The 12,919-nt window shown below is 34.5% G+C and carries 15 protein-coding genes; 6 read left to right on the top strand and 9 right to left on the bottom strand.

All coding sequences use genetic code 11. From position 1 onward, the window contains the following. Positions 1-47: 47 nt before the first annotated feature. From ACZLO7_RS13685 to ACZLO7_RS13670, 4 genes are all read right to left on the bottom strand, one after another. Positions 48-1,247, bottom strand: a complete 1,200-nt coding sequence (locus tag ACZLO7_RS13685; RefSeq protein WP_464940476.1) for a toxic anion resistance protein — start codon at positions 1,245-1,247, stop codon at positions 48-50. Then, a complete protein-coding gene (locus tag ACZLO7_RS13680; protein ID WP_464940475.1) occupies positions 1,237-1,893 on the bottom strand; it encodes a 5-bromo-4-chloroindolyl phosphate hydrolysis family protein in 657 nt (218 codons plus the stop codon). The genes ACZLO7_RS13685 and ACZLO7_RS13680 overlap by 11 nt, the downstream gene beginning before the upstream one ends. A 676-nt stretch (positions 1,894-2,569) precedes the next feature. Beyond that, positions 2,570-2,851, bottom strand: a complete 282-nt coding sequence (locus ACZLO7_RS13675; protein ID WP_464940474.1) for an acylphosphatase — start codon at positions 2,849-2,851, stop codon at positions 2,570-2,572. Between the two features lie 71 nt (positions 2,852-2,922). Continuing rightward, positions 2,923-4,650, bottom strand: coding sequence for a methyl-accepting chemotaxis protein (locus ACZLO7_RS13670; protein WP_464940473.1), 1,728 nt, complete (start codon positions 4,648-4,650; stop codon positions 2,923-2,925). Between the two features lie 126 nt (positions 4,651-4,776). On the opposite strand from ACZLO7_RS13670, the gene ACZLO7_RS13665 reads away from it, so the two are divergent. The 3 genes from ACZLO7_RS13665 (at position 4,777) to ACZLO7_RS13655 (ending at position 6,139) form a co-directional block, all read left to right on the top strand. Next, positions 4,777-5,058, top strand: a complete 282-nt coding sequence (locus tag ACZLO7_RS13665; RefSeq protein WP_464940472.1) for a DUF1033 family protein — start codon at positions 4,777-4,779, stop codon at positions 5,056-5,058. Positions 5,059-5,282: 224 nt separating this feature from the next. Continuing rightward, positions 5,283-5,483: a cold-shock protein gene (locus tag ACZLO7_RS13660; RefSeq protein WP_038189357.1), complete on the top strand. Its 201-nt coding sequence runs from the start codon at positions 5,283-5,285 to the stop codon at positions 5,481-5,483. Between the two features lie 284 nt (positions 5,484-5,767). Further along, positions 5,768-6,139, top strand: coding sequence for a VOC family protein (locus ACZLO7_RS13655; protein ID WP_464940471.1), 372 nt, complete (start codon positions 5,768-5,770; stop codon positions 6,137-6,139). Between the two features lie 174 nt (positions 6,140-6,313). Here the strand turns inward: ACZLO7_RS13655 and ACZLO7_RS13650 are convergent, their stop codons facing one another. From ACZLO7_RS13650 to kynU, 4 genes are all read right to left on the bottom strand, one after another. Then, positions 6,314-7,174 carry an alpha/beta fold hydrolase gene (locus ACZLO7_RS13650; protein ID WP_464940470.1) on the bottom strand — a complete coding sequence of 287 codons (861 nt, stop codon included), beginning with the start codon at positions 7,172-7,174 and terminating at the stop codon, positions 6,314-6,316. Between the two features lie 179 nt (positions 7,175-7,353). Further along, on the bottom strand, positions 7,354-7,980 hold the full coding sequence (gene kynB / locus ACZLO7_RS13645; protein WP_464940469.1) for an arylformamidase: 627 nt from the start codon (positions 7,978-7,980) through the stop codon (positions 7,354-7,356). A gap of 72 nt (positions 7,981-8,052) precedes the next feature. Next, positions 8,053-8,907 (bottom strand): tryptophan 2,3-dioxygenase, encoded by an 855-nt coding sequence (gene kynA / locus ACZLO7_RS13640; protein ID WP_464940468.1) that lies wholly within the window; start codon positions 8,905-8,907, stop codon positions 8,053-8,055. 209 nt (positions 8,908-9,116) lie between these two features. Next, positions 9,117-10,394, bottom strand: coding sequence for a kynureninase (kynU, locus tag ACZLO7_RS13635; RefSeq protein WP_464940467.1), 1,278 nt, complete (start codon positions 10,392-10,394; stop codon positions 9,117-9,119). Positions 10,395-10,584: 190 nt separating this feature from the next. Between kynU and ACZLO7_RS13630 the strand changes: the two genes are divergently transcribed. The 3 genes from ACZLO7_RS13630 to ACZLO7_RS13620 all read left to right on the top strand — a co-directional run bounded on the left by ACZLO7_RS13630 (position 10,585) and on the right by ACZLO7_RS13620 (position 12,297). After that, positions 10,585-11,199, top strand: coding sequence for a TetR/AcrR family transcriptional regulator (locus tag ACZLO7_RS13630; RefSeq protein WP_464940466.1), 615 nt, complete (start codon positions 10,585-10,587; stop codon positions 11,197-11,199). A gap of 181 nt (positions 11,200-11,380) precedes the next feature. Next, positions 11,381-11,842 carry a GNAT family N-acetyltransferase gene (locus ACZLO7_RS13625; RefSeq protein ID WP_464940499.1) on the top strand — a complete coding sequence of 154 codons (462 nt, stop codon included), beginning with the start codon at positions 11,381-11,383 and terminating at the stop codon, positions 11,840-11,842. A 35-nt stretch (positions 11,843-11,877) separates the two neighbouring features. Beyond that, positions 11,878-12,297 carry a DUF5391 family protein gene (locus ACZLO7_RS13620; protein WP_464940465.1) on the top strand — a complete coding sequence of 140 codons (420 nt, stop codon included), beginning with the start codon at positions 11,878-11,880 and terminating at the stop codon, positions 12,295-12,297. Between the two features lie 176 nt (positions 12,298-12,473). Here the strand turns inward: ACZLO7_RS13620 and ACZLO7_RS13615 are convergent, their stop codons facing one another. Next, positions 12,474-12,842: a VOC family protein gene (locus ACZLO7_RS13615; protein WP_464940464.1), complete on the bottom strand. Its 369-nt coding sequence runs from the start codon at positions 12,840-12,842 to the stop codon at positions 12,474-12,476. Positions 12,843-12,919 lie beyond the last annotated feature (77 nt).

Below are 12,919 nucleotides of genomic sequence, written 5' to 3'. Positions count from 1 at the left end.
AAAAAAGAGCCCAATTCTAATGAGAGAATAAGGCTCTTTTCAATATCTTAGTAATTTGTACGATTATTATTTTGTTGTTGCGTATGGATAGCTAACAAACGTTGCTTTAACTCGCCTTCCATACGAGCGATTTCAATTTCGGCAGCTTTTCGTTTTTGGCGTCCATCAGCTTGGATTTGCAGTGTTTCTTCGATTGTTTGAAGAAGGTTTTCTTGCGTTTTCTTCAAAGTATCGATTTCGATGAGACCACGTTCGTTTTCTTTTGCAGTTTCAATCGTGTTTACTTTTAGCATTTCAGAGTTTTTAAGTAAGAGGTCATTTGTTGTTTTTGTTACTTGTTTTTGTGCTTCTACTGCTCTTCGCTGATTGTTCAATGTTAGAGCGATGGCAATTTGGTTTTTCCATAATGGAATAGCTGTCATGATCGAAGCTTGAATTTTTTCTGCTAACGTTTGATTCGTTTGTTGAATCATACGAATTTGTGGTGCAGATTGAATCGTAATTTGACGTGATAACTGTAAGTCATAAATACGTTTCTCAAGGCGATCCACGAATTGTGCCATATCATTTACTTCTTGAACAAGCATTTGGTCATTAGCGAATTCTGCTTTTTGGCGTAATTCAGGTAATAACTTAACCGTAATTTCATCGCGTTTTAGTTCAGCTGCAGCGATATAAATATTCAATGCCTCAAAATACGTTTTATTTTGCTCATATAACTTATCGAGCATTTGAACATCTTCCACAAGACCGCGTTTAGAATGTTCTAATTGAATCCCAATACGGTCAATTTGTGTGCTAAGTTTTTGATATTTTGTCATCATTTCTTGGATTGGACGTGCTATTTTACCGAAAAGTTTGCGAAGTCCTGACTTTTTCTCTTGAGATAGTTCTTCAGGATCGATTTCAGATAGCTTATCCATTAAATCTTTTAGGACATCACCTACTGGTCCAATGTCTTTACGTTGTACATGATCAAGCATCTGATGAGAGAAGCGTGAAAGTTCGTTTTGAGCATTAGCTCCGTAAGTTAAAATGGATTCATAGTTGCCAACGGGAATTTGCGAAGAAAGCTGTTCCGCTTTCTTTTTATCCTCATCCGATAATCGGTCAATTTGCTTAACGGGCATATCCGAAGCAGGGGAGACAGATGGTGCTTTGGCTAGTTCTGGCTGCATGTCAAACGGATTGCTAAGTAGGTCGTCCATTGATTTAACTGGTTCGGGTGAAGCTGGATTATTTGTCATATAAATTCTCCTTTCGAGCAAGCAAAGGTTTGTTTTTTTGCGTTGAAATTTGAGCAAAATCGAGTTCTAGTTTTAGCTCTTCTATATCAGATGCTAAGACTGCTCTTAGATCATCTTGCATTGTATGATTTAAGTTTTCTAAAGTCTCCCGCGTTTGCTGAAGGGCAATATGAACATCTATGTCTTTAATCGGTTGCGTTGAGAGAAGGGCATACTTCTCAGTTAATTCTGAAGCTGATTCTAGATGTGCATAAAAGAAATCTTCAGCTTGGTAAAATTTCTTTGGGTTTGTCCGTACAATTTGGAAAATCCGTTTGGCTAATCGATTCATTTCAAAAAGTTGTTTAAAGGCCGAAATAGAGCGAACCTTTGTGTAGTGACGATTTAAGTTTTTAATTTGAGCTTGTGCTAGCATCATTTGTTCTTTAATGTGACGATATTCTGAGCGAGTTATGCCTACAATTTTCAATTGCTTTCGAACTTGAACTTTTTTGAAGATATAGGCTGAGGTAAAGAACGTTATTAAAGCTAAGCCAGAACATTCAAGGAAAGTCAGTTTAAAAGCAAATAGAAAGACAAACCACATTAAGAAAGTAAAAGGGATTGTGATTGCATATCTTGCTAGAAAGTGTCGGAAATTGAGCATAATAAATTCCTCCTTAAACACCCTAATATTATGTACGAAATAAATAAAAGAAAGTTTCAATTTATCGTACAAAAAAGAGATGGGTTAAAACTATATCCGACTAAGTGATTTTATATAGTTTTAACGAGAGTGAAAACCCTTAATAGATATAGTTTTTTCTCATTACGTATTTTATATAATTTCAATTAGCCGTATTCAACCGTAGTGTATAGCAAGTTGTAGATATTCATTCTTATCACTGAAAATCAGTTGATTAGGTTGTAAAGTGTTGTAACCTAATTTAAAGTAGTCTTGTTTTTGTTTTTTTTCCATACTTCCAAGATTAACATAGTCTTTTCGTCCATTCCAATTGTGCGGATGGATTTTTTTGTTTTAGTTGTTTTAACGAAAATACGACCAGTGACGAGGAGGCTCAAGGTTCGTCCCCAGGAAAGCGTCCGCCGGAACGGAAATTAACGGTATCGGAGAAAAAGCCATGGCAGAAACAAATTAATCTTTTCCGCCATGGCTAAAATTCATTTTATGGACTTTTTCAGTGCCCTCCCGAGATGGGGGCTTGACAGCGCTATTATAGATAAACTGTAGTCAAACTCGTAGTCAGTGGGTATCGAGAACATTACAAAAGCATTGTAAACGTTGGTATTACAACACTTTATCATTAAAATAAGAAGTCGGTTTATACAATATCCGACTCCATAGAAGTATACCCTTTTAAATCATTATGTAATTCAATACGGAAACTATTATTTTCCGATTGAGGGTTAACACCACGTTGAACGAATTGGAGAAATTGTTCGATTTGTTCGATTGTTCCTTCTACATCAACCTCGATTTGCGTATGCTCATTTAAATAGCAGCTACCTTTCAAGCCGATTTCAATAGATTTTTGTTTAATGAAAAACCGATATCCGTGATTTTGAACTTTGCCGGTAAATACAATATGAGCCCGTTTTCTCATTTTATTGCCTCCAATTACATTAAAAGTAGTAAGCCGGCATATTGTTTAGTGTCGGCTTACCTATATTGATTTTATATTATTACTCGTTCTTTTTCCAATTTTTCAAGTAGTTCATTAATATAATGTAGTACCTGCTGAGATGAGTTTTCAACTTCTTTTAATGCTAATTCAGCATCGGAGACATTACCTGAGTTATAGGAAACAGCAGCTTTTTTTGCAGCCTCATGAACTTTTTGGTGATGCGAGTCTAACTCGATATATGCTCTTTCTTTGCCAAATTTATCACGTGCTTTTTCAGATGAATACCATTTACCTAGTCGACAATCTCTATGTGAAGATACTTCGCTTTCTTCGATTTTCTCTAATCCTAAGAACATATTATAGACGCGCCATTTCCATAGGATATGATCTGCTTTTGATAATTGCAAAAGGGCAATACTTGAAAGTTGTACATTATTATTTTCAACAATACTTAAACGGAAATGGTTGATTTCAGCGCCAAGTCGATGGATACCAGCTGAAGTCGATTGTCCTAATTCACGAATATCATCTTGCAAGTCAGAAATTTGTACCATGCGATGTGAAACTTCATCAATTGCTGCAGCTTGTTGTTCTGATATAGCTGCTGTATTTGTAACATCTACATTAATTTCTTCGATAGCTTCTACGATTGAAGAAAGAAGTGGTAAAGAATCTTTTGCCTCATGTGTAGCCTCTTTAATAATGGCAGTTGTTTGAGAAATCGATGTTGCTACATTGTTTGAATAGCTTTTTAGATGTTGTACGTTCGAAGAGACTTCTCCTAAAGCTGACACAGTGTTTTCAGCAAGTTTACGAACTTCTTGTGCAACAACAGCAAAGCCTTTCCCGTGCTCACCTGCCCGTGCAGCTTCTATAGAAGCATTTAGAGCAAGTAGATTTGTTTGATCTGCAATTTCTTTAATCAGCGTTACAACATTCTCGATATCATTGACACGTTTTTGTAATTCACTGAATGATTCTACAATCGATGTGAAGGTTTCTTCTGTTTTGAAGATTTCACTTAATGCAAAATCAATGGAGTTCTTACTATTTATTGCATATTCAACAGAATCAGCTGTTTTTTCAGAAATGCGGGCGGATGTTCTAGCTACTTCACTGATAGAAGCAGTAATTTGTTCTGTTGCTGCTGTGGAAGATTGAATTTCTTCGTTTTGGCGATCCAAACTATAAATAAGGTCTTTCATATACATAATTTGTGAGTTCGTATCCATCAAAGCTGAAACTTCACTAACTGTGTGTTCAATCATTCTTTCAGTCGCTACCTCAAATAATAACTCTTGATCGATATTTACAGCAGCTTGAAATGAACGCATCAAGTCGAATGCTTTGGCAGGTTTGTATCCAAAGTTATACAATATGTGTGTAGTCACGTAAAAAGCAAACTGATTGAACATAACAATTGTTTTACCAGGTTCGAATTTATGGTGTCTAAATAAGTAAAAGAAACGTACAGTTTCATCAACGTACTTTTCGTCTCTATGATCTAAAAAGAATGAATTTAAGTATTTTTCGATAAATTGATCAGAAATCGGATTATGCTTATTTGGCGCAATTTCTGCTAAGTATTTTGTGAAAATATCGCGCATAGACGGTGTGCATTTCATTAATTTTGAATAAAGCTCATTTAAGTTTTCTTCATCTCTATTGTGGAAATTATTAAATGCTAATGTATCTTTAAATCTCCCAATTGTATTGATGTCAGTTCCTCTTTGAAGTAGCTGAGTCATTTCCAATTTGGGTCTTATTGTAGCAAACATCCGAATCCCCCTGTGTTAAAAAGTTGTATTTTTATAGTGATTTTATCACATTAACAGTAGGGAATAAAGGCATAAAAAAATGTAACGATAGAATATATAAAATTTAAATAAAAGGATTTGAATAATATGTATAAAATAATTTATATGAAAGCAGATTATGAGCCGTGGTGGCAATTTGAAGGTTGGGAAGAGCATATTATAGAAGAAAATTCTTTTCAATTAAAAGAAGAGGCGGAGCAATATTTGGTAGATACATTACAGAATTTCAAAGAAAAGTATGATCATGATGCTAGTAAAAAAGAACGATTCTGGGCATTTTGGTCTGATGATGAAATCGGCTTTTGTGAAGCTTGTGATGAAGATATTCAAACTTACCATGGTATAATATGGTTATGCGAGGAAAATTAACCTTAAATTTAAGAGTATTTTCCAAAAATTAAGAACATTTGTTGACAAAACTTCCAACTGTACTTATAATTATGGTAACAATTGAAATTGATTAACCGTAACTCGCATTCACATATTACAAAAAGTGATCGGCAGTAGTTCGGTACTTTATGTAATATGTGAATTTTTGATTTCGGTCATTAATTACATATTGTCTACATTTATTTTTTTGGAGGTTTTCTCACATGAAACAAGGTACAGTAAAATGGTTTAACTCAGAAAAAGGCTTCGGTTTTATCGAAGTTGAAGGCGAAAACGACGTATTCGTACACTTCAGCGCTATCCAAGGTGATGGCTTCAAAACTCTTGACGAAGGTCAAAAAGTTGAGTTTGAAGTAGTTGAAGGTAACCGCGGACCACAAGCAGCTAACGTTACTAAACTTTAATATTAGCTAATAAAAAGGAATATCTTTCGAGATATTCCTTTTTTTCTGTTCATTTTTATGTATATGGAAATTACTCTTTAAAGATTTATGAAAAAGAAAAGTACTTGCTGTTAGTATAAGTTTAAATAAAAGAATTAATACATTTTTAAGAAATTTTTTTTTGAGAAGTTTACTTAAAGGTACAGAATTTTATGCTAGAAGTATTAGTGATACAAAGAAGCCATAATATATATAGAAGCATAATAATCATGTTATACTATTATAATCAAATTGGAGGTGGCGTTATGATTAACAAAATTGGACAAGTAATGCTATATGTAAAAGATGTTGAAGCAGTTGCAACTTTTTGGGAGAATAAATTGAATTTTGTCGTTCGACAAAAAAGTAACGAACCTTTATCGGTTGAGCTAGCACCAACAGTGGATAGTGAGACTAGCTTTGTTTTACATGATAAAGAATTTATAGCTAAGATGAGTCCGGAATTGCATTTAAGTACACCATCTGTTTTGCTTTATTCAAATGATCTTGAAAAAGACTATCAAAATTTACAAGAAAAAGGCGTAAAAGTAGGAGCAATCGTTGAATTACCTCATGGTAAAGTATTTAACTTTGCGGATGTTGAAGATAATTACTTTGCTATTATTGAACCTAAATAATTCATAGGTGTTATGGGTGGAAATAGTATTATAAGTACGACAATCCATATAAATAAACTAAAAAACCACCAATTACTTTGGTGGTTTTTTCTTAAATAGAAAGTAAACTACTTGATATTGTTAGTTCTATAAGAATTAAACAATTTCATTTTTTTTTAAAGGACTTTAATGGTACTAAACACTTAAGAAATCAACGATCATTTTCTTTTCACGCTCTGGCATCATATGCATGTGTCCGCATCCTTTTAGCATATGAGCCGTGTTATTTGGTATTATTCTTTTTGCTCTTGGTAATACTTTTTTCGCTGGAAATAAACAATCTTTTTCTCCTGCCATAATAAGTGTTGGTGCTTTACACTGTTGCATTAATTTTTCACTCACATTGGATGGCATCCCTACTTTTGTTCTTACATGATCAAAACTATCTTTCACCATATCCAAAGTATCTTTATCAAGAATTTCTTCTTTAATGGCCATAAATAAAGCTGTTTCTTTTATATATTTTTCTTTCTTAGTTAGTTTATATTTGAGTAGTGATATCATCATTTTCACAGTACTTATTGGAAAGGCATTGTTAATACCTGATGGCGCAATTAATACGGATTTTTTTACTTTTTCTGGTGCGGTACACATTAGTTTTGCCAAAACTCCGCCTCCAAACGAAGCCCCAAAACAAGCTAATTCATCAAATCCAAGCCCTATAATAACGTCACTTGCCCACTTTCCATAATCATAATTGCTAGGAGAAAGATTTACTTCATCACTTTTTCCAGGGTGGCCAATAATATCAACCGCATAGATGTGAAAATCCTTAAGCAGGAATCTGTACGTTAGTAAATTATAGGCAGTAGTACTATTCCCACCATGAAATACTAGCAATGGTTCACCCGATAGATTGCCAGTTTCAATGATATGTGTTCTTCCAAAACGAGTATGAACGTAAATATCCTTACATGAATAATCCAATTTCTTCAATTGATCATCATAAAGCTTTAGTGATATTTCTCTTCCAGATTGTGTTTTGTATATACCCATATAGACCTCTCTTATATCCATATTTTACTACATAATCCTAATTCATATGTTATCACATTCATGGATATTGTATGGATTGAAGATTATACTACCTTCGTGACAAGCAAAATCAATTTCGTGACTCGGCTCGTTCTTATGAAAGATTTTAATTCAATACATATTTCAAGTCCTATTTCTTTTTAGGGTAACTTTTTCAATACAGCACGTACCGGACTTCCATCTGCTTCAACCAATGGAAGTGGGAGGGCGGCCAACTCATAATTTCCTGGTCCAATCTCGTCTAATACTAGCCCCTCCAAAATGTGTATTTTATGACCGGCAAGTTCATGATGAGCAGACAATTCTTTACTATCAAGTGGATCTACTGAAGGTAAATCAAGGCCAATAAGCCGAACACCCAGTTCTGAAAGATATGCCGCTAATTCTGGTTGGATATGTGGGATGGTTTGTGGAAACAGGCTTCGATTCTTCCATGCATCTGTGCGGATTAACAGTCGCGTGACGCCTTGTAAATCTAGATTGGATAATTCTTTTACGCCAATGCTAGTTCTGTTCGGTAAATGGATGACTGTTGCACTCCCTATATATAAATCGAGATCTAACTCAATTACTCTTTTTCCATCGTTATCAAAATGGAAAGGTGCATCAATATGAGTACCAGTGTGTAAACTCATATTAATCTGACCTACATTGACAGATCCACTCTCATTTTTACTCCAATTGACTTTGTATGAAAAGGGGGTATCTCCAGGCCATACTGCAATGTTTTTATCGAGACGTTGTGAAATATCAATCCATATACCCATAAATCTTACCTCCATCTCTTTTGGTTTTATTTTCTTTGCCGCTCTTTTAAAAGAAAACTACGTTATTTCTTCTTATAGCTTTGTTCGTAAACTCCATAGTTCTGGGAAAAATTGTTGGTCCAGTACTCTTTTTAAATATGTAACACCTGATGATCCACCAGTACCTTGTTTATGACCAATAATTCTTTCTACTGTACTTACATGATTAAAACGCCATAATTGCTGTTGATTTCCAATGTCTACTAACTTCTCAGCCAATTCATATAAATCCCAATATTGCTCGACATCGCGATAAACTGTCAGCCATGCCTCTTCTACACTAGTATTTGGTTCATATTTTTGTGAAAAATCCCTGCTAATAGCTTCTTGGTCAATAGGTAATCCACGTGCCACAAGGGCATTAATCGCAGCGTCATAAATACTTGGCTCATGAAGGGCCTGCAGCATTTGCTCAGAAAGTTCTTTCTGATGTTGATAGACTGATAGCATATGGACATTTTTGTTTCCTAATGAAAATTCAATCAAACGATTTTGATAAGATTGGAATCCAGAAGATTGGCCCAGTTTATCTCTAAATTCCATGTATTCTGAAGGTGTTAAAGTTGAAAGGACACTCCATGACTGAATCAATTGCTGTTGAATTCTCGAAACACGCGACAACATTTTAAATGAGGGTTCCAGCTTATTTTGGCGTATACACTCAGTAGCAGCTGCCAACTCATGTAAAATGAGCTTCATCCATAACTCACTTGCTTGATGGATAATGATGAAAAGCATTTCATCGTGATGGTTGGAAAGTCTATGCTGACTAGATAAAATCTTATCAAGGTGGAGATAATCTCCGTAAGACATCGATTTTTGAAAATCGGTTTGAATTTCTTTCTCTAGCCCAGTTATTGTTTGTTCATTGTTATCCTTATTTTTCATTCTGTAATCCCCTCACTTTTCAAATAAATCGCTCATACTATTTATTCCATTATGCTATTCTATTTTTTCTTCACATCCAGAGAATATGCAGCTACGATGATTTTCATTTCTTCATTTCGAAACAAAATAGGCAACTAGTTAGTAACAGAGGAATCTCGATTTGAAGCATGATTTAGAAATGTGTAAACTATCATTTGCTGGATATTACGTTATGCAATGACTTCTCGTTCATTCTTGAATTTTTCATATTTTCTTTCAGACATGATATTCTTGAGTATTTGTACCACTTTCCAAACTTCTGCGTAGGAAGTGTATAGTGCAACTGGAGCAAGACGGATGATGTTTGGTGCTCGGAAATCCGGAATCACACAGTTTTCTTTCAATGCCTTACAAATACGTGCAGCTTCTTTATGCTCAAGGCTCACATGTCCTCCACGACGTATGTCTTCTCTAGGAGTTCCAATGGAAAAACCCATATTTTCCAACTCTAATTCCACTAAATCTATTAAATATTGATTGATTTTTAGAGATTTTTCTCGAATATTTTCGATTCCAGCTTCTATAATAATATCTAAAGACCCAATCAAGGGTGCACAACTTAAGATATGAGGTGTACCAATTTGATAAGCGCCAGCAGATTCAGCTGGTGTTAAAGTATGTTCCATATCGAATTGTTTATCTTTTCTTGACCCGAACCATCCAGCCAATCCAGGCATCGTTCCAAAATGTTTTCGATTTACATATAAGCCCCCAACAGCGCCAGGACCGCCATTTAAATGTTTATAATTGCACCAATAGGCAAAGTCAACACCCCATTCACTGAATAAATGCGGGATTGCACCAATAGAATGACATCCGTCAAATCCGATCACGATTCCTCTTTTATGTGCTTCTTCAGTTAAGCGTTTCATATCCAAAATTTGACCACTGCGATACAGGACTGTTGGTAAGATGATAAGAGCGATGTCATCGGTCATTGCTTCGATAATGTCATCCTCATTAAGAAATCGGCCATCGCGACTTTTCACACGAGTGAGATGGGTTTGCGGGTCGTATCCATGTATAGATAGTTGACTTTGAAGAGCATAAATATCAGTCGGAAAAGTTAGTTCATCTGCTAGTATTTTTGTGCGTATTCCTTCCGGCTTATAAAAAGTAGCTACAAGTTGATGCAGATTTACAGTAGTAGACCCGGTTACAATAACTTCCTCGTGAGTTGCGCCAACTAAATGTGCAATCTTCTCGGCCAATTTCTCAGCCATGTAAAACCATGGGTGATTCCCTTGAGTCCACCCGTCAATCCCGTGTTTTTTCCAATCCTCTAAAGACTCCAAAAGAGTGCGCTCAGCTCTTTTCGAAAGAAGTCCCAATGAGTTGCCATCCATATAGATGGCATCTGGCTTTATATAAAACTCTTCTCGAAAACTTTTAAGGATATCTTTCTCATCCAGTTGTTTTGCGTAATCCAAAGTGTATTTTGAAACCATAATGATCCTCCTAAATGAATTTGTCTGAATATTCCAGAAGAATCGTACCAAAGAATATGACACAATGTCAATAAGTTGATTCTGAAAATTATTAATATTAAAATATTGAGTTTATTGAGTGGTATTTTCCAACAAGTTTTTTTATTTTGGAAGATTTGATTTATGCTAGAGGATAAGGGGAGGAATAGGAATGGATAATGGTAAAGTAGGGGATAAACGACATTTGCGCTCAATTATGACACGTCAAAAGTTATTAGAAGTTGCAAAGGAAATTTTCCTTGAAGAAGGTTTTCAAGCTGCGGTTATTTCTCAAATGATCAAAAAGGCAAACATCGGTTATGGAACTGCCTATGTTCATTTTAAAGGGAAAGAGGATCTTTTAATTGTATTAATGGAGAATATCATGGAGCAATTTTATGAAATTGCCGAAACTTCTTTCTTTCCAAAATCAAAAGATGAAGCAAAACATATCATAAACAAACAAGCAAATGCTTTTTTAAAAATGGCAGAGGCTGAGCGTAATATGATGCAAGTTTTTGAACAGGCTATTGGAATTTCTATGGTTATCTCAGATAAATGGAAAGCAATTCGGATGAAGTTCATTCAGCGAATTTCAAAGGACGTCGCCTATGCACAGCAAAATGGACTGGCAAGAGCTGAACTAAACCATGAGCTTGTAGCAAAAGGGTGGTTTTTCACAAACGAAATGTATCTTTGGGAAATTGTCCGTAACGAACATCAATGTTCCATCGAAGAAATTGCTCAAACCATCACGTCAGTTTACTTCGAAGGTTTGTATTTGTAATTATATTAAATGATGCTATATTTGGTAGTTCGAAAAATAATCCAGTTTTATAACAATGAAATTAAACGGAGGGAATTTATTGAATTCATAGGATTAATGTTACTCAATTTGCGTATTATGGATATAAGAAGTAGTGGAAATGCAAATGACTATTAATCTAATTGACATAGAGGTGATTTATATAAAAGTACAATTAAAACCCGTAACGAGAGAAAATTGGGAAGAAGCACTGAAGTTAAGTGTTGAAAATGGGCAGACGAGTTTTGTTCCATCAGTTGCAGTATCTCTAGCTAAAGTATATATAAAACCGGATGGTGATTCAGTCGAATATATACCATTCGCCATTTATGACAATGAGCAAATGGTAGGATTCATTATGCATGCTTTTGAAGAGAATACTACGAATATGTATTGGATAAACGGGTTTATTGTTGATGATAAATATCAACGACGAGGTTATGGTAAAGCAGCATTAGCTGAAATAGTTACGTGGATAGAAAATCGATTTGATATTTGTGAAGAAATTCGTTTAACAGTTCATAAAGAAAATAGTAATGCGCGTAATTTATATGAAAAATTTGGTTTTCTACAAACAGGAGAAGTTTATGATGACGAAGATGTTATGTATTTACCTATAAATTAAAGATATTTTATAAAATAGGGGGGTTAGAAATACTGATGGTCAATAAAAAAAGCGTTATTGTAATGACGCTTATTTCTGCAATCCTTTTTTGTGCTTTACTAGTGGGAACCTCACTTACACCTCTCTCTGACTTAGGTCCCAATGCCAATAAATTTGGTTCAGTAGGGATGTGGTTAGGCATGGTAATGATATTGTTTTGCTATCTATTGCCTGTAAGTTTATTCGTAGCAGGGATAAATGCGATGAAGTTCGTAATGGCATTCCTTTGTGGCTTAGGCATACTAATATTTACAGCTACAATTGGGGCTGTGATTTTCCTAGGTTTTGTTCAAAATATAATACCTGAAATTTTAGTCGTTGTAGCTATTTGTTTAGCTGCAATAATTGTTAATATTAGCTGGTTTTTCGTTGCATTTCGATCCACAAAAATTAAATTGGTTGTATCCAATAACTAAGAGCTAGTAGTTTATATAATGTATTTGGCTTCTGCAAAAGTTCAAAATAGATTTTATTATGAAAAAGAGTAAGTCTTGAACAATTTGTTTAAAAAACTTACTCTTTTTTATCTAGTTTTTTATAATTCACTATTTAATAAAATTAACCCTTTTGTGCAATGGAAAATTAATGGCCATCAAAGCCATTCTAATATCTCTATTCGATTACCAAATGGGTCATTAACATAAATTCTATTTGCACCCGGTAGATCTTTATCAATAATAAAACTAACTTCGTTTTTTGATAAATGTGTTTTTAGAGCTTCAATATTTTCTACTTCAAAAGCGGGATGTGCCTTTTTAGCAGGAGCAAACGGTTCTTCAATTCCTATATGGATTTGGTAGTGAGCAAATTCAAACCAAACACCGCCCCTTTTCTTTAACAGTTCTGGTTTTTCTATTTCTCGAAATCCTAGAATATCGCCAAAAAATCTTTTTGCTTCAGTTTCTGAATTTTTAGGCGCAGCTAGTTGAATATGAGCAATTGATTTGAATACAAATGACATTGTAAATCCCCCCTGTACTGTTATAACCACATTTTAACTCAAGTTGTTTGATAAGAAAATGTGATTAAAATTATAAA

The organism is Viridibacillus sp. d25.2, from assembly GCF_055456015.2.
This window is presented reverse-complemented; position numbering and strand designations above follow the sequence as displayed.

Bases quoted from the DNA above. Each gene is read 5' to 3' on its own strand.
- ACZLO7_RS13615 (WP_464940464.1), bottom strand. From the start codon at position 12,842: ATGTCATTTGTATTCAAATCAATTGCTCATATTCAACTAGCTGCGCCT.
- ACZLO7_RS13660 (WP_038189357.1), top strand. From the start codon at position 5,283: ATGAAACAAGGTACAGTAAAATGGTTTAACTCAGAAAAAGGCTTCGGT.
- ACZLO7_RS13655 (WP_464940471.1), top strand. From the start codon at position 5,768: ATGATTAACAAAATTGGACAAGTAATGCTATATGTAAAAGATGTTGAA.
- ACZLO7_RS13685 (WP_464940476.1), bottom strand. From the start codon at position 1,247: ATGACAAATAATCCAGCTTCACCCGAACCAGTTAAATCAATGGACGAC.
- ACZLO7_RS13670 (WP_464940473.1), bottom strand. From the start codon at position 4,650: ATGTTTGCTACAATAAGACCCAAATTGGAAATGACTCAGCTACTTCAA.
- ACZLO7_RS13680 (WP_464940475.1), bottom strand. From the start codon at position 1,893: ATGCTCAATTTCCGACACTTTCTAGCAAGATATGCAATCACAATCCCT.
- ACZLO7_RS13630 (WP_464940466.1), top strand. From the start codon at position 10,585: ATGGATAATGGTAAAGTAGGGGATAAACGACATTTGCGCTCAATTATG.
- ACZLO7_RS13620 (WP_464940465.1), top strand. From the start codon at position 11,878: ATGGTCAATAAAAAAAGCGTTATTGTAATGACGCTTATTTCTGCAATC.
- kynA (WP_464940468.1), bottom strand. From the start codon at position 8,907: ATGAAAAATAAGGATAACAATGAACAAACAATAACTGGGCTAGAGAAA.
- kynU (WP_464940467.1), bottom strand. From the start codon at position 10,394: ATGGTTTCAAAATACACTTTGGATTACGCAAAACAACTGGATGAGAAA.
- ACZLO7_RS13650 (WP_464940470.1), bottom strand. From the start codon at position 7,174: ATGGGTATATACAAAACACAATCTGGAAGAGAAATATCACTAAAGCTT.
- kynB (WP_464940469.1), bottom strand. From the start codon at position 7,980: ATGGGTATATGGATTGATATTTCACAACGTCTCGATAAAAACATTGCA.
- ACZLO7_RS13665 (WP_464940472.1), top strand. From the start codon at position 4,777: ATGTATAAAATAATTTATATGAAAGCAGATTATGAGCCGTGGTGGCAA.
- ACZLO7_RS13675 (WP_464940474.1), bottom strand. From the start codon at position 2,851: ATGAGAAAACGGGCTCATATTGTATTTACCGGCAAAGTTCAAAATCAC.